20 protein-coding genes are annotated in these 20,413 nt (G+C 65.6%); 13 read left to right on the top strand and 7 right to left on the bottom strand.

The genetic code is table 11. The features are described 5' to 3' along the window. Positions 1–28: 28 nt before the first annotated feature. The 3 genes from ACFSCT_RS13330 to ACFSCT_RS13320 all read left to right on the top strand — a co-directional run bounded on the left by ACFSCT_RS13330 (position 29) and on the right by ACFSCT_RS13320 (position 4,602). Positions 29–2,797, top strand: a complete 2,769-nt coding sequence (locus tag ACFSCT_RS13330; RefSeq protein WP_379143473.1) for a cation:proton antiporter — start codon at positions 29–31, stop codon at positions 2,795–2,797. Next, positions 2,794–4,023, top strand: a complete 1,230-nt coding sequence (locus tag ACFSCT_RS13325; protein WP_379143471.1) for a class I SAM-dependent RNA methyltransferase — start codon at positions 2,794–2,796, stop codon at positions 4,021–4,023. The genes ACFSCT_RS13330 and ACFSCT_RS13325 overlap by 4 nt, the downstream gene beginning before the upstream one ends. 96 nt (positions 4,024–4,119) lie before the next feature. Further along, on the top strand, positions 4,120–4,602 hold the full coding sequence (locus ACFSCT_RS13320) for a L,D-transpeptidase family protein (protein WP_379143469.1): 483 nt from the start codon (positions 4,120–4,122) through the stop codon (positions 4,600–4,602). Positions 4,603–4,722: 120 nt separating this feature from the next. Here ACFSCT_RS13320 and dalA read toward each other — a convergent pair whose 3' ends face one another. Then, positions 4,723–5,232 (bottom strand): divisome-associated lipoprotein DalA, encoded by a 510-nt coding sequence (gene dalA, locus ACFSCT_RS13315; RefSeq protein ID WP_465263183.1) that lies wholly within the window; start codon positions 5,230–5,232, stop codon positions 4,723–4,725. Positions 5,233–5,509: 277 nt separating this feature from the next. Between dalA and ACFSCT_RS13310 the strand changes: the two genes are divergently transcribed. Together ACFSCT_RS13310 and ACFSCT_RS13305 are read left to right on the top strand one after the other, a co-directional pair. Continuing rightward, positions 5,510–6,172 (top strand): L,D-transpeptidase, encoded by a 663-nt coding sequence (locus ACFSCT_RS13310; RefSeq protein ID WP_379143467.1) that lies wholly within the window; start codon positions 5,510–5,512, stop codon positions 6,170–6,172. Between the two features lie 157 nt (positions 6,173–6,329). Beyond that, positions 6,330–6,902, top strand: coding sequence for a hypothetical protein (locus ACFSCT_RS13305; protein WP_379143466.1), 573 nt, complete (start codon positions 6,330–6,332; stop codon positions 6,900–6,902). 33 nt (positions 6,903–6,935) lie between these two features. On the opposite strand, the gene hemH is transcribed toward ACFSCT_RS13305, so the two are convergent. Then, complete coding sequence (gene hemH, locus ACFSCT_RS13300; RefSeq protein WP_379144377.1) at positions 6,936–7,949, bottom strand: ferrochelatase; 1,014 nt, start codon at positions 7,947–7,949, stop codon at positions 6,936–6,938. A gap of 38 nt (positions 7,950–7,987) precedes the next feature. After that, a complete protein-coding gene (locus tag ACFSCT_RS13295; protein WP_379143465.1) occupies positions 7,988–8,833 on the bottom strand; it encodes a class I SAM-dependent methyltransferase in 846 nt (281 codons plus the stop codon). Between ACFSCT_RS13295 and ACFSCT_RS13290 the strand changes: the two genes are divergently transcribed. The 3 genes from ACFSCT_RS13290 (at position 8,832) to ACFSCT_RS13280 (ending at position 10,499) form a co-directional block, all read left to right on the top strand. Then, positions 8,832–9,608, top strand: coding sequence for a double zinc ribbon domain-containing protein (locus tag ACFSCT_RS13290; protein ID WP_379143463.1), 777 nt, complete (start codon positions 8,832–8,834; stop codon positions 9,606–9,608). The genes ACFSCT_RS13295 and ACFSCT_RS13290 overlap by 2 nt on opposite strands. A 28-nt stretch (positions 9,609–9,636) precedes the next feature. Further along, positions 9,637–9,894 carry a glutaredoxin 3 gene (gene grxC, locus ACFSCT_RS13285; RefSeq protein WP_379143462.1) on the top strand — a complete coding sequence of 86 codons (258 nt, stop codon included), beginning with the start codon at positions 9,637–9,639 and terminating at the stop codon, positions 9,892–9,894. Between the two features lie 125 nt (positions 9,895–10,019). Beyond that, positions 10,020–10,499 (top strand): MarR family winged helix-turn-helix transcriptional regulator, encoded by a 480-nt coding sequence (locus ACFSCT_RS13280; RefSeq protein WP_379143460.1) that lies wholly within the window; start codon positions 10,020–10,022, stop codon positions 10,497–10,499. A 5-nt stretch (positions 10,500–10,504) separates the two neighbouring features. Here ACFSCT_RS13280 and ACFSCT_RS13275 read toward each other — a convergent pair whose 3' ends face one another. Together ACFSCT_RS13275 and ubiG are read right to left on the bottom strand one after the other, a co-directional pair. Beyond that, positions 10,505–10,870 carry a DUF488 domain-containing protein gene (locus ACFSCT_RS13275; RefSeq protein WP_379143458.1) on the bottom strand — a complete coding sequence of 122 codons (366 nt, stop codon included), beginning with the start codon at positions 10,868–10,870 and terminating at the stop codon, positions 10,505–10,507. Beyond that, a complete protein-coding gene (gene ubiG, locus ACFSCT_RS13270) occupies positions 10,867–11,610 on the bottom strand; it encodes a bifunctional 2-polyprenyl-6-hydroxyphenol methylase/3-demethylubiquinol 3-O-methyltransferase UbiG (RefSeq protein WP_379143457.1) in 744 nt (247 codons plus the stop codon). The genes ACFSCT_RS13275 and ubiG overlap by 4 nt, the downstream gene beginning before the upstream one ends. Before the next feature lie 100 nt (positions 11,611–11,710). On the opposite strand from ubiG, the gene pip reads away from it, so the two are divergent. From pip to infB, 5 genes are all read left to right on the top strand, one after another. After that, positions 11,711–12,625, top strand: a complete 915-nt coding sequence (gene pip, locus ACFSCT_RS13265; RefSeq protein ID WP_379143455.1) for a prolyl aminopeptidase — start codon at positions 11,711–11,713, stop codon at positions 12,623–12,625. Between the two features lie 180 nt (positions 12,626–12,805). After that, complete coding sequence (gene rimP, locus ACFSCT_RS13260) at positions 12,806–13,417, top strand: ribosome maturation factor RimP (protein ID WP_379143453.1); 612 nt, start codon at positions 12,806–12,808, stop codon at positions 13,415–13,417. A gap of 3 nt (positions 13,418–13,420) precedes the next feature. Beyond that, a complete protein-coding gene (gene nusA, locus ACFSCT_RS13255) occupies positions 13,421–15,043 on the top strand; it encodes a transcription termination factor NusA (RefSeq protein WP_379143452.1) in 1,623 nt (540 codons plus the stop codon). 17 nt (positions 15,044–15,060) lie between these two features. Further along, positions 15,061–15,690 carry an RNA-binding protein gene (locus ACFSCT_RS13250; RefSeq protein WP_379143451.1) on the top strand — a complete coding sequence of 210 codons (630 nt, stop codon included), beginning with the start codon at positions 15,061–15,063 and terminating at the stop codon, positions 15,688–15,690. Beyond that, positions 15,687–18,218, top strand: a complete 2,532-nt coding sequence (gene infB, locus ACFSCT_RS13245) for a translation initiation factor IF-2 (protein WP_379143449.1) — start codon at positions 15,687–15,689, stop codon at positions 18,216–18,218. Before ACFSCT_RS13250 ends, infB begins: the two co-directional genes overlap by 4 nt. A 385-nt stretch (positions 18,219–18,603) precedes the next feature. On the opposite strand, the gene ACFSCT_RS13240 is transcribed toward infB, so the two are convergent. Both ACFSCT_RS13240 and argJ read right to left on the bottom strand, forming a co-directional pair. After that, positions 18,604–19,002, bottom strand: a complete 399-nt coding sequence (locus tag ACFSCT_RS13240) for a (deoxy)nucleoside triphosphate pyrophosphohydrolase (protein WP_379143448.1) — start codon at positions 19,000–19,002, stop codon at positions 18,604–18,606. Next, complete coding sequence (gene argJ / locus ACFSCT_RS13235) at positions 18,999–20,408, bottom strand: bifunctional glutamate N-acetyltransferase/amino-acid acetyltransferase ArgJ (protein WP_379143446.1); 1,410 nt, start codon at positions 20,406–20,408, stop codon at positions 18,999–19,001. The genes ACFSCT_RS13240 and argJ overlap by 4 nt, the downstream gene beginning before the upstream one ends. Between the last annotated feature and the right edge of the window lie 5 nt (positions 20,409–20,413).

Genomic DNA, 20,413 nt, shown 5'->3' with positions numbered 1-20,413 from the left:
GGATCGGCCATGCCGTTACGGTGTCCGCATGGATGTTGTTGCAATCGTCACCGCCTTCGCGGTCCTGTTCATCATCATCGGGCTGAGCGAACCGCTTTCGGCCCGGTTGCGGCTGCCGTTCTCGGTCGTGCTGGCGGTTATCGGGACGGTACTGGGCGTCTCGGCGGTGCTGGTGCAGCAGACCGCGTTCGCCCGTCAGCTGGATCCCGGGATGCTGGCGATCCTGTCCTTGCCGATACGTTCGTCGGTGTTTCTGTACGTATTCCTGCCCACGCTGATCTTTCAGGTCGCCTTGGGACTAAACCTGCGCCGGATGATGGACGACATGGTTCCGATTCTGGTGATGGCGGTGGTCGCGGTGGTGGTGGCGACCTTCTTCGTCGGCTTCTGGCTGCAACCGTTCTCGCAAATGCCGCTGATCGCGTGCCTGCTGCTTGGCGCGATCGTGTCCACCACAGATCCCTCGGCGGTCGTGTCGATCTTCCGCTCGATCGCCGCACCCCAGCGCCTGACCCGCATCGTCGAGGGCGAAAGCCTGCTGAACGACGCCGCCGCCATCGCGCTGTTCGGCTTTTTCCTGGCCTTCGTGATGGCCGGCGTGCCGAACCCGACGCTGCGTGACGCGATGGTCGATTTCCCCAAACTGGTCGCACTTGGCCTTATCTCGGGCTGGATCGCCGGGCAGCTTGGGCTGATCGTGATGTCGCGCTTTCCGTCCTATCCCGCGGCGCAGATGTCGCTGTCGATCGCGCTGCCCTATGTCACCTACCTGGTGGCCGAACGCGTGCTGGGCGCGTCGGGCATCATCGCGGTCGTGACGGCGGGCATGACGCTGAACCTGCTGGGCCCGGGGCGGCTGACCCCCGCGCTCTGGACCCACCTGCGCGAGGTCTGGGATCTTCTGGCGCATTGGGCCGGGGCGCTGATCTTCATCATGGCGGCGCTGTTGATCCCGCGTCTGATGGCGAATGCGCAGCTGTGGGATCTGGTGCTGATCCTCGTGGTGACGCTGGCCGCATTCAGCGCGCGCATCGTGATGCTGTGGGGAATGTTGCCGCTGTTGCACCGGATGGGGTTTTCGCCGCGCGTGCAGCGCCCTTACCGTGTGGCGATCCTGTGGGGCGGCCTGCGCGGGGCGATCACCCTGACGCTGGCGCTGGCGGTGACGGAAAACCTGCGCGTGCCGATCGACATCAAGCGCGAGATCGGGATTCTCGCCACCGGCTTCACCCTGATGACGCTGTTCCTTCAGGGCACGACGCTGCGCTGGGTGGTCAAGCGGCTGGGTCTGACGAAGCTTGCGCCGCTGGACCGCGCCCTGTCCCAGCAGGTCATCGCCGTCGCGCTTCAGAACGTGCGCGAGGATGTGGCCGAAAGCGTGCGCGACCACGACCTTGACCACGACATCATCCGCTCGGAAGCCAAGCGGTTTGGCGAGCGTCTGAACGAGGCGGTCGAGCGTGCCGAGGAAGCCGAGGACATTCCCGAAACCCAGCGCGTGACACTGGGCCTTCTGGCGCTGGCCGCGCGTGAACGCGACATCATCCTTGAAGGGTTCCGCCAGCAGATGGTCTCGACCCGGATCGTCGACCAGATGCTGACCGACGCCGACCGGCTGATCGAGCGTACCCGCACCGGCGGCCGCAACGGCTATCGCGAGGCCGGGCGCCGCGCACTCGGGACCGGGCGGCTGTACCGGCTTGCGGTGTTTCTGCACAACCGGCTGGGCTATTCGCGGCTGTTGTCGAACCTGACCGCCAACCGCTTCGAAATGCTGCTGAACCAGCGCATGACGCTCGCCGAGCTGCACAATCACATCGACACCAAGATCCGCCGTATTCACGGTCGCCGCATCGCCGACCTGCTGCATGACCTGCTGCGGCGCCGCGAAGAGGAAACCTCGACCGCGCTGGAAGGGCTGCGGCTGCAATATCCCGGCTATGTCGAGGAAATCGAACGCCGCTTCATCCGCCGCACCACCGCGCGGATGGAAGAGCGCGAATACCAGATCCTGCGGGATGACGGTCTGATCGGACCCGAGCTGTATCAAACCTTGCAGCAGGATATTCTGGCCACGCGCGCCCGACTGGAGGAACGCCCGCCGCTGGACCTGACCATGCAGAAGGCCGAGCTGGTGCAGCAGTTCCCGCTGTTCGCCAGCCTGCCCGACAGCGACCGCAAACAGTTGACCCGCGCGCTGCGCACCATCTATGTCCACCCCGGTGACATCATCATGCGTAAGGGCGAACCGGCGCGCTCGGTGTTCTTCATCGCCTCGGGCGCGGTCGAGATGGACACCGCCGGGCACAAGGAACGTCTGGGCCGGGGCGAGATGTTCGGCCAGATCGGCATCCTGACCCGCCGCCCGCGCCGGTCACAGGTCAAGGCGATCAGTTCCAGCACATTGCTTAGCCTCGACGAGGCGCGGTTCACCAAGCTGATGGACCGCAGCCCCGAAATGCGCGCCATCGTCGAGGCCAGCACCCAAGGCCGCCGGGTGCCGCTGCCGCAGGACGGCGCGAAGCCGTTGACTGCGGCGGCGAAGCCGGTGCCCGAGCCCGCAACCGCCGAACCCATTGCGGCCGGGAACGCCGGCGACGAAAAGCCTGCGCCCGAAACGCCAGCGCCCGAGATGGCGGACACCGGGATGGCGATCACCGAAGCGTCGGGGGATGGAAAACCCGCAGTGGAAGAACCCGCAGCCGAAAAACCAGCCGCCGAAAAATCCCCTCTTCCGGCCCCGCAACAACAACCCCGCAGCATCCTGCACAGCAGCGCGCAGGACAGCCGGGAATGACCGTGGCCCTGATCGAGCGGCTGGGCCGCCGCGCCGAGGGCGTGGGGGTCGACGAGGCTGGTGCGCGGATCATCGCCCCCCTGACTCTGCCGGATGAGACCGTCGCGGGCGACATCTCGGACGGCCGCATGGCCGAGCCGCGGATCCTGACCGCTTCGCCGTTTCGGGTGGAGCCGCCATGTGCGTATTTCGGCCGCTGCGGCGGCTGTGCGCTGCAACACGCCAGTGACCGCTTCGTCGCCGATTGGAAATGCGCCCAGCCGGTACAGGCGCTGGCCGCCCATGGGATCACGGCGCGGGTCGACGGCATCAGCACCTCGCCCCCGCGATCCCGGCGACGCGCGACCCTTGCCGGCAAACGCAGCCGCAAGGGCGCGCAGATCGGATTTCACGCCCGCGCCTCGGACGTGATCGTCGATATTCAGGACTGTCTCGTGCTGCGGCCCGCCATCGTCGCGGCGCTGCCGTTGTTTCGGCAGATCGTCGCGGCGGGCGGCTCGCGCGCGGGGGAATGCGCGCTGGCGGTGACCGAGGGGCCGGCGGGGCTGGACGTGACCGTCACCGGCGGCCGCGAACCCGACGCGGCACTGTTCCAGACGCTGGCCATGCTGGCGGAACAGGGCGATCTGGCGCGGCTGACGTGGAATGACCGGATCATTGCGCTCCGCCGCCCCCCGGCGCTGCCTATCGGCGGCGCACAACTGATCCCGCCGCCGGGCGGGTTTCTTCAGGCGACGGTCGAGGGGCAGACGGCGCTGACCGCCGTGGTGGCCGAGGCGTGCAAGGGCGCCGAACGCATCGTCGATCTGTTCGCCGGATCGGGCACATTCGCGCTGCCGCTGTCGCGGCGGGCGCGGGTCCACGCGGTCGAGGGCTTGGCCGCACCGCTTGCCGCGCTTGATTCGGCGTGGCGGCAGGCGGCGGGGCGGCCGATTCTGACGACCGAGCTGCGCGATCTGGCCCGGAACCCGCTTTTGACGACCGAGTTGAATTCTTTTGACGCAATCGTGATCGACCCGCCACGCGCCGGGGCCGAAGCGCAGGCCGCGCAGATCGCGGCGTCAAACGTGCCGGTCGTTGCGTGGATTTCCTGCGACGCGGTCAGTTTCGCGCGCGATACGCGCAAGATGCTGGACGGCGGTTACGATATGACGCGCTTTTTTGTGATTGATCAGTTCCGCTGGTCCGCGCATATCGAAACTGCAGCAATATTCCGGCGCCGCTAGCGGTGCTCTTGGGATTGTGATAGGTTTGGCTTAATCAAAACACGCAAAAATGGCGACGACGCAGTGATCAGAACACATATCCGCGCAGCGATTGCGATGCTTTTTGTTGTCGTGCTTGCCTCGTGCGGCGGACAGCCCCAAAGCAAATTCAAGACCTATGCCGGCCCGCCGGTCACACAGGTGCAGATCAACAAAGGTCAGCGCGTGATGATGCTGTTCAGCGGCAATCAGGTGCTCAAGACCTATCGGATCAATCTTGGCAACAACCCGGTTGGCGACAAGATGTTCGAAGGCGATGGCAAGACGCCCGAAGGCGTCTATTTCATCGACCGCTTCAACCCGAACAGCCAATATTATCTGTCGGTGGGTATCTCTTACCCCGATCCGCAGGACGTGGCGCAGGCCGAGGCCTATGGCCGGCGTCCGGGCGGCGATATCTTCATCCATGGTCAGGGCGCCGAGGGTCGCGCGGCGAACCGTCCCGACTGGACCGCGGGCTGTATCGCGATCACCGACAGCGAGATCGAGGATGTCTATTCCATGCTGCGCCCCGGGGTGCCGATCATCATCCGGCCGTAAGGGCGCATCCGCCCTGCCCGCCGGCCCAAGGCGGGACATCAAAAACCCCGGTCAGCATCGCTGCCGGGGTTTTTCGTTTCCCGCGCGGCCCGGACCCGACCGCGTGTCAGGCGGTCCTGATCAGGCCCCGACCAGCAGCGTCCACCAGATCTTGCCGCCCTGTTCCTGATACCATGCGATGCCCAGATTGCGCGCCGACGGGTCCATGATCACGTCGCGGGTATCGCGTTCCTGCATCCATGCATTCAGCGTCGCGATATCGTTCTCGTAGGTTTCCGAGATGTTTTCGCCGATCAGCCGGCCGGTATAGCCGCTGCGCTGAATCCGGTCGAGCGGCGACGACCCGTCCGAGCCGAAATGCCACGCCCGGTTCTGCGCCGACATGTCGCGCGACTGGGCAAGGGCTGCGGCATCAAGCTGCGGGTTCGGTGTCAGGGGGGCAAGGCCGACGTTGGCGCGCAGGCCATTGACCTGCTGAAGCACCCGGCCGGGGATGGCCGAAGCCTCGCGCCCGCTGATCTTGTAGGCGACCGGCAAGGGCTGACCGTCCGGCCCAAGCGCCGGCGTGCGCGGCCCACCACAAGCGGCCAGCGCAAGCACGGCAACCATGGTTAATGCTCGGAGTTTCATGTTCACGTGACCCTCATGTATGTTTTTATTACGTGCCATAGCGAAGCAAATGCCTGCGGCAAAGTGTCGTGGCAAGCAAAGTTGCGTGAGTGTTGCGATGACACCAGTTTGAATTGCACTTTTGCCCGCATAGGCGTATTTCCCGGCTACGAATGAACGTAGACAGGCCGGGCCATGCCCGCATGGATACGACCCGCCAGCTTAAAAAAAATCCGCCGGCCCACCGAGCAGTCGCGAAAAGCGAAACGGCCCAAGGCGGTCCACGAAGGAGAAACTGATGACGAACGACAGGCAGTCCCCGTTGAACCGTCGCGCCTTTCTGTCCACTGCCGCCGCCGTTGGCGCAGCCGGTCTGGCCGCCCCCGCCCTTGCCCAGCAGATCGACCCTTACACCGGACAGCCCGTCGTCGGCACCGGCGCGCCGGCCGGCGCGACACCGGATGCGGGCATGGTCCAGTATGACGCCGGCGCCAGCCCGCGGCACAATATCTCCAGCTTCCGGATGCAGGACTGGCGCCCGCATTTCCAGAACCTGACCAACGGCGCCATTCTGGTCGACATGACCTCGCGCGCGCTGCATTTCTGGGGCGAGGACGGCGTTACCTACCGGCTTTACCCGACCTCGATCCCGGTCAGCGAGGATCTGACCCGCCGCGGCCGTACAGAGATCATCAAGAAGGTCGTCGGGCCCAGCTGGTCGCCGACGCCCGAAATGAAAAAGCGCAACCCCGAGTGGCCCGATTTTGTCCCCCCCGGCCCCGACAACCCGCTTGGCACGCATGCCCTGTGGTTGTCGTGGCAGTATTACCGGATCCACGGGACCCACGACACCCGCAAGATCGGCCGCAAATCGTCGAACGGCTGCATCGGTCTTTATAACGAACACATCGCCCAGCTTTTCGAGCTGTCAAAGATCGGCACGCAGGTCGTGCTGCTTTAGGACGCTCAGCCGGGCACACGCTTTGGAAAAAGGGGGCCGAAGGGTCCCCTTTTTGCTTGCCGGTTCGATCCGTGATCGGCCTAATTCTCGCACACCCGGACCTTTCGGGCAGCCCGGTATCGCCGCGCCTGCCACCCCTTTTGACGGAGCTTTCGCCGTGACCGCTTTTCCTGCTTTCGCCGCGCTATCCGCTGTGGTCGCCGCCTTTCTGCCGCCGGCAATGGCCGCGGCCGAGGATGTCGATATGGTCGCCATCTTCGCCGAGGCCCGCCAGCAGGGCCGCACCGGGATCGCCCAAAAGACCCGGCCGGTGGATGCCCGCCCGGCAGCGTCGGGCGAGGTGATCGTGACGATCATCAGGAATGACGGCGTGGAGACCAGAAGCAAACCGGCCGAAACCGGCGATTTCGTCGTCAGGAACCGCTGTCCGGCGACCGGGAACGAAGAATATCTGGTCGCGGCCGCAAAATTCGCCGACCGCTATGCCGCACAGGACGGCGCCGCGCCGGTCGATGGCTGGACGGCTTATGTTCCGAAGGGCGTCCCGATGGCGTATTTCATCATCCCGGCCGGCAACGGCCCCTATGATTTCACCGCCCCGTGGGGAGAACGGATGGTCGCCAGGGCCGGTGACGCGATCGTGCAGAACCCGGCCGATACGGCCGACACCTACCGTGTCGCCGCAGCCTCGTTCGACTGCACCTATCAGATCGTCACCCCGGCCCGTTGACGGCCGGCCGGCCGGACCGTCGGACGTCGGACGTCAGACCCAGCCGCCCAGATTGTCCGCGATCAGGTCGGTCAGCATGGCGATATGCTCGGGATCGTCATTGAGGCAGGGGATATAGGTGAAGTCCTTGCCGCCCGCATGGATATAGGCGTCGCGGATTTCGCCGTTGATTTCCTCGAGCGTCTCGATGCAGTCGGCGGCGAAGGCGGGCGAGATCACGGCGATGTCCGTCACGCCTTGCCGGGCCAGCTCGGCCACGTGCTTGACGGTATAGGGCTTCAGCCATTCCTCGCGCCCGAAAACCGACTGGAAGGTGGTGTCGATGACCCCCTCGGGCCAGCCAAGCGCGTCACGCAGCAGCCGCGTGGTTTTCTGGCATTGGCAATGATAGGGATCGCCCTCGGTCAGATAACGGATCGGCATGCCGTGATAGCTGGCCACCAGCCGCTGCGGTATGCGCTCGCCCAGCGTGCGGCGCACCGATGCGGCAAGTGCGGCGATATAGTCGGGGCGGGCGAAATATTCGGCCACCGTGCGGCTGGCGGGCTGGCGCTTTTCGGCCATGAGGGCGCGGAAGAACTGATCGTTCGCGGTCGCGGTCGTGGCGCCGGCATATTGCGGGTAAAGCGGCAGGAACAGGATCCGGTCGCAGCCCGCCCTGACCATGCGGGCCACCACCGACGCGGTCGAGGGGTTGCCGTAGCGCATGCAGAAATCGACCATCACCCGGTCGCCCCAACGCGCCGCCGCCGCCTTGGCCAGCGCGGCGGACTGGTTCCGGGTGATCGTCATCAGGGGGCTTTCATTCGCCTCATTATTCCAGATCAGCCGGTAATTCGCGCCCGAGGTGAACGGCCTCTTGGTCAGTATGATGCCTTGCAGGATCGGCTGCCATTTCCACCTTGGATAGTCGATGACGCGACGGTCCGACAGAAACTCGTTCAGATAGCGCCGCATGGACCAATAATCGGTCGCGTCCGGCGTTCCCAGATTGGCGATCAGGATACCGATGCGGGCCGGGGGAACGGCGGGATGGTCGGCGGGCATGGCCACTGAGGGCCGGAATGCGGGGGATGGCATGTCGTTCACGGTCGGGGCTTTTCCTGGCTGTTCAAGGCTTCGGCAAGGGACATCCGGGCCGATCCGGGCCGCAGCGGCTTTTGCTGGCCTTCGGCGGGGGCCCAGCCGGTCAGAAAGATCAGCTCGAACCCGTCGCGGATCCGTCCGGGGTTATCGGGGTCGGCGCAGGTCTCGGCCATGATCTCGGCCGCGCGGGTCAGGACGGCGCGGCGGGTGGGAACACGCAGCCGGTTCTGCATCGCATTCGCCTCGCCCATGCCGCGCAGGTCCCGCATCATGTGAAAGGCATCGCGCCACGAGACCCGCTGTTCCAACTGATCGGCCACGCCCAGCGCAAGGCCGGCCCGGTTGATCAGCGCCCCCAGATCACGGATATCGGCCATCGGAAGAAGCCGCGGCGACAGGCCGCCCGAGACCTCGGCCTCGGCGCGGGTCAGCGCGGCGCGCAAACCGGCAAGGCTGCGGCCACCCGGCAGCACGGCGATGAACAGCCCGTCCGGGACCAGCGCCAGCCGCGACTGGATGATCTGCCCGACCGGATCGTCCGACCAGTGCAGGCCCATGGCGTGAACCACCAGATCGAGCGATTGTTGCGGCAGGTCCAGAACCGTCTCGTCCGCGACGAAGCGGGCATCCGGAAAATATTCCCGCCAGATTTCCGGGAAAGCGGTGATGACGGCCACCCGCGTAAATCTTCTGTTAACCTCGGCCAGCCTATCCTGCACTTCGACGGCGGCGAGTCTTTGCAGATAATCGACCGTCCCCTGGCGGCGCGCCCGGTCCCTTTGTCGCGAAAGGGCCTTGCGGTCGGTCAGGCGCGAGGCATGGGGGGTGGCGGGGGCCGTATTCATGGGGTTTGAACATAGGCTGCTTCCCCGCGGGTGGAAAGTCGCTTTACGGTTACTTTACCCGCCGCAATGCCTCGGCTGCGGCGCGACCGTGGATCATGAGGGCGGGCTTTGCGGCGATTGCTGGCGCGAGACGCGGTTCATCCGCGAGGATTGCTGCGATCTTTGCGGCGTGGGCCTGCCCGCGCCCGGCGATGTCGACGATCCGGGCGGCGGCGTTGCGGCAGATCAGCGATTGCTGTGCGATGATTGCGTCATCCTGTCGCGGCCTTGGGTCAGGGGCCGCGCGGCACTGGATTATTCGGGCGGCGGCCGGCGGCTGGTGCTGGCGCTGAAGCACGGCGACCGGCCCGATCTGGCGCCCGCGCTTGGCCAATGGCTGGCCAGCGCCGCGCAACCGCTTGCCCGGCCCGGCATGATCGTAGCCCCGATTCCCATTCCCGCCCGCCGCCTTTTGCGGCGCAAATACAATCAGTCGGCGCTGCTTGCCGCCACGGTCGCCCGGCAATTGGGGCTGGAGCATCGCCCCGGCCTTCTGCAACGGCTGCGCCACACACCCGCGCAGGATCACCGCGACTTGCACGAGCGGTTCGACAATCAGGCCGATGCGATCGGGGTCCGCGGCCCTGCCGGCGATCTTGCGGGGCGGCCGGTGATGATCGTCGATGACGTCATGGCCTCGGGCGCGACCATGACGGCGGCCGCGACGGCGCTGCATGCGGCGGGTGCCGGTCCCATCGTCACGGCGGTGCTGGCAAGGGCGGCGAAAAATGATTAGGCAGGGCCTGTCAATCAAGGAACACGCCATGGCCCGAGTCGAGATCTACACCACCCGCACCTGCCCCTATTGCGCGGCGGCAAAGGCGCTGTTGGCCCGCAAGAACGTCGCCTATGAGGAAACCGACGTGGGCGCCGATCCGACTTTGCGGGCGGCGATGACGCAGCGCGCGAACGGCCGCCGCACGGTGCCCCAGATCTTCATCGACGGCAAAGGCATCGGCGGCAGCGACGATCTGCATGCGCTGGAGCGCGAGGGCAAGCTGGACGCGCTTCTGGCCGGCTGACCGGCCGCCGGTCCGAAAGCGCGGTCGCGGTGACATCGCGATGACGGCGAGTAATTCTTGCAATATGCATCGGGCAAACGCATGCTGCGCCGGGTCTGGCAATCCAAGCGTGTGTAACCTGCCTTATGGCCACAGAAGCCCAAGCCATCACCGCAAGCGAGCAGGTCGACCCTTTGGCGGCTGCGCTGTTCTCGGAGATGTTCAACACCGATCAACTGGCGCGGGAGTTTGTGTCCCGCGCCCTGCCCCGTGGCATGCGTATCTCGCATTTTTCGGTTCTGAACCTGCTTGCCCATGTCCGTGAAGAGCGGACGCCGGCCCAGCTTGCGAATGCGTTCCGCGTCACCCGTGGCGCCATGACCAATACGCTGACGCGGCTGGAGTGGGCCGGTCACGTCCATATCCGCCCCGACTGGGACGACGCGCGCCGCAAATTCGTCTCGATCAGCCCGGCGGGGCGGGCCGCGCGCGATGCCGCGATCGCCTCCTTCATGCCGCTGATCAATGAAATCGTCCGTGACATCGGCCCGGACCGGGTCCGCGCCGCCCTGCCGGTATTGCGGGAACTGCGCCAGCGCCTTGAACTGGCCGACGCGGAAAGCTGAAGCCGCTAGGCGGTGCCGTCCACACCATCAAGATAGTCCCGCAGGACCACCGCCTGATTATGCGCACGGTCCTTCGCGCCATAGATCAGCACCACCGGACCCTTGGCCATCAGCGCGCGTATCGGCATCAGGTTTTCCGGCGCGGCGTCCAGTTCGGCGATATAGCGGCGGCGAAACGCGTCCCAGCGCGCGGGCAGGTGGCCGAACCATTTGCGCAAGCCGGTCGAGGGCGCGGCCTGTTTCGCCCAAAGCGTCAGATCCAGATCCGCCTTGCTGATCCCGCGCGGCCATACGCGGTCGACCAGCACCCGCGCCCCGACCGCGTGGGCCAGCGCGTCCCTGTCATAGGCCCGGCAGAGACCGACCGTCATGCCCAGTCCTGCCGCAGATGGGTGGTGATGTAGTTCACCGCCAGATCCCGGTCGGACAGACGCCAGTCGCGGCGCAGCGGGTTGAACACCATGCCGCGCCGGTCGACCGGATCAAGACCGGCCTTGCGGGACAATTCGTAAAGCTCGTCCGGGGTGATGAAGCGGCGCCAGTCATGCGTACCCTTCGGCAACCAGCGCAACACCCATTCGGCCCCCACGATCGCCATGGCGAAACTTTGCGGCGTCCGGTTCAGGGTCGAGCAGATCATCATGCCGCCGGTCCGCAGAAGCGCGCAACAGGTGGTCATGAAGTCCTGCGGGTCGGCGACATGTTCGATGATCTCCAGCGCCAGCACGGCATCGAACCGCTCGCCCGCCGCGGCGAGTGATTCGGCGGTGGTGGCGCGATAGTCGATGCTCAGGTTCTGGCTGTCGGCGTGCAGGCGGGCCACGGTGATGTTGCCGGCCGCCGCATCCGCCCCGACCACCTCGGCCCCCAGCCGGGCCATCGGCTCGGACAACAGGCCGCCGCCGCAACCGATATCCAGAATGCGCAGGCCCCTGAACGGCGCCGGCGCACGCGGATCACGCCCGAACTGGGCGGCGATCTGGGTGACCACGTAATCCAGCCGTACCGGGTTCATCATATGCAGCGGCCGGAACTTTCCGCGCGGATCCCACCATTCGGCGGCCATGGCCTCGAACTTCGATATCTCGGCCGGGTCGATACTGGCGGTCATTGCAGATTCCTTCGTGACGGCGTGGGTCCGGTCGCTATATAAACCGAATATGGACAGGATCGCAGGCGAAATCGGTGCAAGCCGGGGACATCCCCATCCCATGGCCACGCCATTCGACAGGCGGACCCTGGATGTCGGCGATGGCCACCGTATCTATATCGAGCAATCGGGCCACCCCCAGGGTCAGCCCGTGGTGGTGCTTCATGGCGGCCCCGGCAGCGGCTCCAGCCCCTATATGCGGCGGTTTTTCGATCCCGATCATTATCGGCTGGTGATGTTCGATCAGCGTGGCTGCGGACGTTCGCGGCCGAATGCCAGCGTCACGGCAAACACCACCCAGCATCTGATCGGCGACATCCGGAAGATCCGGCAGGAACTGGGCATCGACCGCTGGATGGTGTTCGGCGGCAGTTGGGGCGCGACACTGGCGCTCGCCTATGCGCAAACCTTTCCCGACGAGGTGCAGGGCCTGGTTCTGCGCGGCGTGTTTCTGGGCCGGCAGCGAGAGCTGGACTGGTTCTATGCCGGCGGCGCGGGCCGGTTCTGGCCGGATCTCTGGGCCCGGTTCTGCGCGCCGATCCCGCCCGAGGAACGCGGCGACATGATCGCCGCCTATCACCGCCGGCTGTTCTGCGACGACTGGCGGCGCGAGGCGGAACATGCGCTGCCCTGGCTGCTTTGGGAAAACGCGCTGGCGGTAATGCAGGGCGATGCCTCCAGCCACGTGCCGCCGGATTACGCGCGCGCCTTCGCCCGGCTTGAAAATCACTATTTCATCAACCGGGTTTTCCTTGAGGAAGGCCAGTTGCTGCGCAACCGCCACCTGATCGAACATATTCCGACAGTCATCGTGCAGGGCCGCTATGACATGGTCTGCCCGCCGATCAGCGCATGGGAACTGGCCGACGGCTGGCGGCTGGCGGATCTGCGCATGGTGTCGGGCGCCGGCCATGCGCTGTCCGAACCCGGGATCGCGACGGAACTCATCCGGGTCATGGACGCGCTGCGCGGCTGACCGCCGCCCGCCGAAAGCCGGCCGCGCCCATAGCCGCGACGTGAACGGCCCTTGCATTTCGGCTTTCGCGGGCGTATATGCCCGTCAACAGCGGTGCAGGCCTCCACAACCTGCTCCACCGGAGAAGTTGTGACGGGCCGCCTGCGGGCCCGTTTTTTGTTTTCAAGCCGTGAGGGCATCATGTCCGATCTGATCGCCAAAACCGCCATCGACCGGCGCCTGGCCGAGATCATCACGCCGGTGATCGAGGGCCTGGGCTTCGAGCTGGTCCGCGTCCGTCTGCTGGGCGGCAAGACCGCCACGCTGCAAATCATGGCCGACCGGCCCGAGGGCGGCATCAACGTCGACGACTGCGCCCGCATCTCGACCGATGTCTCGGCCACGCTGGATGTCGAGGACCCGCTGGAGGACGCCTATAACCTCGAGGTCTCCAGCCCCGGCATCGACCGCCCGCTGACCCGGCTGAAGGATTTCGAGACGTTCGAGGGGTACGAGGCGCGGCTGGAAACCAGCCATGCGATCGAAGGCCGGAAACGCTGGAAAGGCGTGCTGGCCGGGGTCGAGGATCAGGAAATCCTGCTGAACATCGAGGAAGGCGGCGAGACCCACACCATCGGGCTGAACTTCGACTGGCTGTCCGACGCCAAACTGGTCCTGACCGACGAGTTGATCGCCGAGATGCTGCGCCAGCGCAAGGAAGCCGGCGGGGCGGATCTGGACGAAACCGCATTTGACGAAATCGAAACCGAAACCACAAACGACACCGGGGAAGCAGCCCCGATCAAGGAGTGATTGATGGCCATCACCTCTGCCAACCAGCTTGAACTGTTACAGACCGCCGAGGCTGTTGCCCGCGAGAAGATGATCGACCCCTCGCTGGTCATCGAAGCGATGGAGGACAGCCTCGCCCGTGCCGCCAAGTCCCGCTATGGCAGCGAAATGGACATTCGCGTGTCGATCGACCGCAAGACCGGCAATGCCCGCTTTACCCGCGTGCGCACGGTCGTCGCGGATGACGAGGTCGAGAATTATCAGGCGCAATTGACCGTCGAACAGGCGCGTCCCTATCTGGCCGATCCGCAGATCGGCGACGTGATCGTCGATGAGGTGCCCCCGGTCGAACTGGGCCGCATCGCCGCGCAATCGGCCAAGCAGGTGATCCTGCAAAAGGTCCGCGAGGCCGAGCGTGACCGGCAGTACGAGGAATTCAAGGACCGCCGCGGCACCATCATCAACGGCATCGTCAAGCGCGAGGAATACGGCAACATCATCGTCGATGTCGGCCGTGGCGAGGCGATCCTGCGCCGCAACGAAAAGATCGGCCGCGAAAGCTATCGCCCGAACGACCGCATCCGCGCCTATGTCAAGGACGTGCGCCGCGAAACCCGTGGCCCGCAGATCTTCCTGTCGCGCACCGATCCGCAGTTCATGGCCGAGCTGTTCAAGATGGAAGTGCCGGAAATCTATGACGGCGTGATCGAGATCAAGGCCGTCGCCCGCGACCCGGGCAGCCGCGCCAAGATCGCGGTCATTTCCTATGACAACTCGATCGACCCGGTCGGCGCCTGCGTCGGTATGCGCGGTTCGCGCGTGCAGGCCGTCGTCGGCGAATTGCAGGGCGAAAAGATCGACATCATCCCGTGGAACGAGGATCAGGCGACGTTTCTGGTCAACGCGCTGCAACCGGCCGAGGTCGCCAAGGTCGTCATCGACGAGGATGCGCCCCGGATCGAGGTCGTGGTTCCCGATGAACAGCTTTCGCTGGCCATCGGCCGGCGCGGTCAGAACGTGCGTCTTGCCAGCCAGTTGACCGGGCTCGACATCGACATCCTGACCGAGGAAGAGGAATCCAAGCGCCGTCAGGCCGAATTCGCCGCCCGGACCCAGCTTTTCGTCGACTCGCTGGATCTGGACGAATTCTTCGCCCAGCTTCTGGTCGCCGAAGGCTTCACCAATCTGGAAGAAGTCGCCTATGTCGATCTGGACGAGCTTCTGGCGATCGAGGGCGTGGACGACGCCACCGCCGAGGAATTGCAGGCCCGTGCCCGCGACTATCTGGAAGCGGCGAATCGCAAGGCGCTGGAAAACGCCCGTGCGCTTGGCGTCGAGGACAGCCTGATTGAATTCGACGGGCTCAGCCCCCAGATGGTAGAGGCGCTGGCCAAGGACGGCATCAAGACGCTTGAGGATTTCGCCACCTGCGCGGACTGGGAACTGGCCGGCGGCTGGACCACGGTCGACGGGCAGCGCGTCAAGGACGACGGCCTTCTGGAGCCGTTCGACGTCTCGCTGGAAGAGGCGCAGACCATGATCATGACCGCGCGGGTTCAGTTGGGCTGGGTCGATCCGGCCGAGCTGGAAACCACCGACGAGGACGAGGCCGATCAGGCGGGATCCACCGAGGGGGCCGGGGCCTGACGGTCCCGGATGTTCCGATGACCCGGGGCGGCCGCGACAAAACCGATCAGGCGACCGAACGGCGCTGCATCGTCACGGCCGAGGTCCAGCCCAAGGCGGGGCTGGTGCGCTTTATCCTTGGTCCGGAAGGACAAATTGTCCCCGATCTGGCGGAAAAGCTGCCGGGTCGGGGCATCTGGGTCACGGCGGATCGGGCGCTGATCGAAAAAGCCGCGGCGAAGGGGCTGTTTTCGCGCGCCGCGCGCGGGCCCGCCCCCGCCCCGGCAGGCCTTGCCGATCTGGTCGAAGAGGCGTTGGCGCGCAAGGTGATCGAACTGCTGTCGCTGGCGCGCAAGGCCGGCGATGCGGTTGCGGGTTTTGAAAAGGTGAAGGGCTGGCTGGCGGACGGCAAGGCAAAGGTGCTGCTACAGGCCAGCGACGGATCCGAACGCGGAAAAGGCAAGCTCTGGACCCCGCCGGGAGGGCGGTGGTTCGGTTGTCTCACCGCGTCAGAAATGGGTTTGGCTTTCGGTCGCGATCATGTCATACACAGCGCGCTTGCGCCGGGCGGCCTGACTGAAAAGTTGATAAGGGACGCGAGCAGACTGGCTGGTCTGCGCGGCAATGACGGCAGTTTGGTTGCCGGGAAGGAATTGAGTTCGGAATGAGCGATACAGACGGAAAGAAACCTCTGGGTCTAGGCGGCGGCCGTCCGGGTCAGGTGAAGCAAAGCTTCAGCCACGGCCGGACCAAGAATGTCGTCGTCGAAACCAAGCGCAAGCGCGTGGTGGTTCCCAAGCCCGGTGCCCCGGCCCCTGCCAAATCGGCGGCGGCCTCGGGGCTGGGTGATCCCTCGCGCCGCCCCGCGGGTATTTCCGATGCCGAGATGGAACGGCGCCTGAAGGCGCTTCAGGCTGCGAAATCCCGCGAAGCCGCCGAGGCCGAGGCCCGCGAGGCCGAGGAAAAGGCGCGCGAGGAAGAGCGCGAGCGTCGCCGCAGCGAGGCCGAGGCCAAGGAACGTGAGGATCGCGAGCGCGAGGAAGCCCTGCGCGCCAAGGAAGAAGAGGACGCCCGCAAGGCCGAAGAAGCCCGGCTGCGCGCCCAGAAGAAAGAGGAAACCCGCGCCCGCCCGGCCGCCGAGGCAGCCCCCGCCGCCCCCGCCGATCGCGCGGCGGCCGAAGCTGCGGCGACCCGCGCCGAAACCAAGGGCGTCAGCACCACCGGCCCCCGCAAGACCGACCGTGACCGCGAGACCGCGCCTGACCGCGATTCGCGCGGCAAGGGCGCGCGCGACGACAACCGCCGCACCGGCAAGCTGTCGATCAGCCAGGCGCTGGACGGCGAAGGCGGCCGTCAGCGCAGTCTGGCGGCGATGAAGCGCAAGCAGGAAAAGGCCCGCCAAAAAGCCATGGGCGGCGCGACCCGGGCCGAAAAGCAGGTGCGCGACGTGCAGCTTCCGGAAACCATCGTGGTTCAGGAACTCGCCAACCGCATGGCCGAACGCGCCGCTGATGTGGTCAAGGCGCTGATGAAGATGGGCATGATGGTTTCGGCCAATCAGGTCATCGACGCCGACACCGCCGAACTGGTGATCGAGGAATTCGGCCACAAGGCCGTCCGCGTCAGCGATTCCGATGTGGAACAGGTCATCGACATGGTCGAGGACAAGGACGAGGATCTGGTCTCGCGCCCGCCGATCGTGACCATCATGGGCCACGTCGACCACGGCAAGACCAGCCTTCTGGATGCGATCCGTCACGCCAACGTCGTCTCCGGCGAGGCCGGCGGCATCACCCAGCACATCGGCGCCTATCAGGTGAAAACCGATTCGGGTGCGGTGCTGACCTTCCTCGACACGCCCGGCCACGCGGCGTTTACCAGCATGCGGGCGCGCGGCGCCAATGTGACGGATATCGTCGTGCTGGTCGTGGCCGCCGATGACGCGGTCATGCCGCAGACGGTCGAGGCGATCAACCACGCCAAGGCCGCCGGCGTGCCGATGATCGTGGCGATCAACAAGATCGACAAACCCAACGCCGACCCGCAAAAGGTCCGCACGGACCTGTTGCAGCACGAAGTCGTGGTCGAGCAGATGTCGGGCGACGTGCAGGACGTCGAGGTTTCGGCCAAGACCGGTCAGGGGCTCGACAACCTGCTGGAGGCGATCGCGTTGCAGGCCGAGATTCTGGAACTGCGGGCCAACCCCGGACGCGCCGCACTCGGTGCGGTGATCGAGGCCAAGCTGGACGTGGGCCGCGGCCCCGTCGCCACGGTTCTGGTTCAGAACGGCACGCTGAAGCAGGGCGATATCTTTGTCGTCGGCGAACAGTGGGGCAAGGTCCGCGCGCTGATCGACGACAAGGGCGAGCGTGTGCCCGAGGCGGGTCCATCCGTTCCGGTCGAGGTGCTTGGCCTCAACGGCACGCCCGAAGCTGGTGACGTGCTGAACGTCGTCGACACCGAAGCCCAGGCCCGCGAGATCGCCGCCTATCGCGAACAGGCGTCGAAAGACAAGCGCGCCGCCGCCGGTGCCGCGACCACGCTGGAACAGTTGATGGCCAAGGCCAAGGCCGACGAAAGCGTCGCCGAACTGCCGGTCGTGGTCAAAGCCGACGTGCAGGGCTCGGCCGAGGCGATCGTGCAGGCGCTGGAAAAGGTCGGCAACGACGAGGTGCGCGTCCGCGTGCTGCATTACGGCGTCGGCGCCATCACCGAAAGCGACGTGGGCCTTGCCGAGGCCTCGGGCGCGCCGGTCATCGGCTTCAACGTCCGCGCCAATGCGCCCGCCCGCAACGCCGCCAACCAGAAGGGCGTCGAGATCCGCTATTATTCGATCATCTACGATCTGGTGGATGACATCAAAGCGGCGGCCTCGGGCCTGCTGTCGGCCGAAGTGCGCGAGAACTTCATCGGTTACGCCGAGATCAAAGAGGTGTTCCGGGTGTCGGGCGTCGGCAATGTCGCCGGCTGTCTGGTCACCGAAGGCGTCGCCCGCCGCTCGGCCGGGGTGCGTCTGCTGCGCGACAACGTGGTGATCCACGAAGGTACGCTGAAAACGCTGAAACGCTTCAAGGACGAGGTCAAAGAAGTGCAAAGCGGCCAGGAATGCGGCATGGCCTTCGAGAATTACGACGACATCCGCAAGGGCGACGTCATCGAAATCTTCGAGCGCGAGGAAGTGCAGCGCAAGCTGTGATCCCTGTCGATCCCGAATGAAAAAGGGGCGCCCCGGGGCGCCCCTTTGTTTTCAGCCTGTCGCGAAAATCGTCCCTTTGGCCCGCGTCGAGAGGTCGTTCCGACCACCCGCCCGCCACCGGACGTTTCCGACCCGGCGGCCGGTCAGTTGCTGACCGGCTTGCCTTCGAACGTCTGGCCGCCGACGCGAACCACGATATTGCCGTTCGGAGATTGACGCTCAAACAAACCCTGTACCGAGATATAGCTACCGATTGTTATTGTACGAATCACGGTCGCCTCCACCTGTCATAACGTGATTGTGTACCCAAACTTAACAAATGAAAAATGAATAAAACATTAATGTTACGTCTGTTGCACGATTTACACGATGGAGTTCCGGCCGCTTACAGCCAGTCACGCAGGATCGGGATCAGCGGGATATCGGCGGGGGGCATCGGGTAGTTGCGCAGATCGTGGGCGCGTACCCAGGCCAGCTTCTGCCCTTCCTGCGGCGCGGGAATCCCGCTCCACCGGCGGCAGGCGAACAGCGGCATCAGCAGGTGAAAATCCTCATAGGCATGGGTGGCGAAGGTCAGCGGCGCCAGGCATGAGCTATGGGTCTTGATCGCCAGTTCCTCGTCCAATTCGCGGATCAGCGCATGTTCGGGGCTTTCGCCCGGCTCGACCTTGCCGCCGGGAAACTCCCACAGCCCGGCCAGCGACTTGCCTTCGGGGCGCTGCGCCAAAAGCACCCGCCCCTCGGGATCTATCAGCGCGACCGCCGCGACAAGAACGATCTTCACGAACGGTAATCGGCGTTGATGTCGATATAGCGATGGGTCAGATCGCAGGTCCAGACCGTGCGCTTGGCCTTGCCAAGGCCCAGATCGACGCCCAGCACCAGATTGTCACCCTTCATATAGGCGCTGGCGGCGGCTTCGTCATAGCCCGGGTCGCGCCAGCCGTCGCGCGCAAGGATCATGTCGCCAAAGCGAATGGTCAGCCGGTCGCGATCCGCATGGGCGCCGGATTTCCCCACCGCCATGACCACCCTGCCCCAGTTGGCGTCCTCGCCGGCGATGGCGGTCTTGACCAGTGGCGAGTTTGCGATCGCCATGGCGACCTTATGGGCATCGGCGGGCGTCGCGGCCCCGGTGACCTGAACCTCGACAAACTTGGTTGCACCCTCGCCGTCGCGCACCACCTGCTGCGCCAGATCCAGCATGACAGCGCCGAGTGCCGCGGCGAACTCGCGGCTGACCTTGCTGCGCATGTCGGTGATCGGGGCGGCGGTGGTTTTGCCGGTCGCCGCCACGATCAGCGCGTCCGAGGTCGAGGTATCGCTGTCCACGGTGATCGCGTTGAATGTCCGGTCCAGTTGACGCGACACCAGCTTTTGCAAGGCCGGCGCGGCGATTTTCGCATCGGTGAAGATATAGACCAGCATCGTCGCCATGTCCGGCGCGATCATCCCCGAACCCTTGGCGATGCCGGCGATGCGGATCGGACCGCCTTCGCCCGCAATCTCGGCCCATGCGCCCTTGGGAAAGGTATCCGTCGTCATGATCGCCTCGGCCGCGTCACGGATACCGCCCGCGTCCATGGCGTCACGCAACCCGTCGACCACGTCGACGATCTTCTGGGCCGGCAAGGGCTCACCAATCACGCCGGTGGACGAGGTGAAGACGCGCGCGGCTGGAATGTCCAGCGCCTTGGCCACCGCGCCGGCGACCGCGTCGACGCCGCGCTGCCCCTCGGCCCCGGTGAAGGCGTTGGCATTGCCCGAGTTGACCAGTATCGCGGCGCCGGCCGCGCTATCCTGCCGCCCCGCCAGCTTGGCCTGACAATCGAGCACACTGGCGGCGCGGGTCGACGATTTGGTGAAGGCGCCGGCGATGGTCGTGCCCGGCGCCAGCCGGACCATGGTCACATCGGTGCGCCCCTGATAGCGCACGCCCGCCGCGGCCGACGCGAATTCGACCCCGGCGATGACGGGAAGCTGCGGGAAGGACGCAGGCGCTAGCGGCGAGACGATCTTGACCTTGGCGGGCTTTGCCGCCGTCGCCGCAGCAGCCTCGGCCTTGCGTCTGGCCTTCTTCTTCTCGGCACCCGCCGAACTCAGCTCGGCATGGGACAGAACTTCCTCGGCAAATTTGCGGGCCGCCTTGCGGACCTTTTTCATTGCCTTGCTTGTGTCGTTCTTGGCCATGTTTT

The organism is Paracoccus pacificus, assembly GCF_042680785.1.
GTDB classification, from domain to species: domain Bacteria; phylum Pseudomonadota; class Alphaproteobacteria; order Rhodobacterales; family Rhodobacteraceae; genus Paracoccus; species Paracoccus pacificus.
The sequence above is the reverse complement of the archived record's forward strand: the minus strand, read 5'-3'. Positions and strand labels throughout refer to the sequence as shown.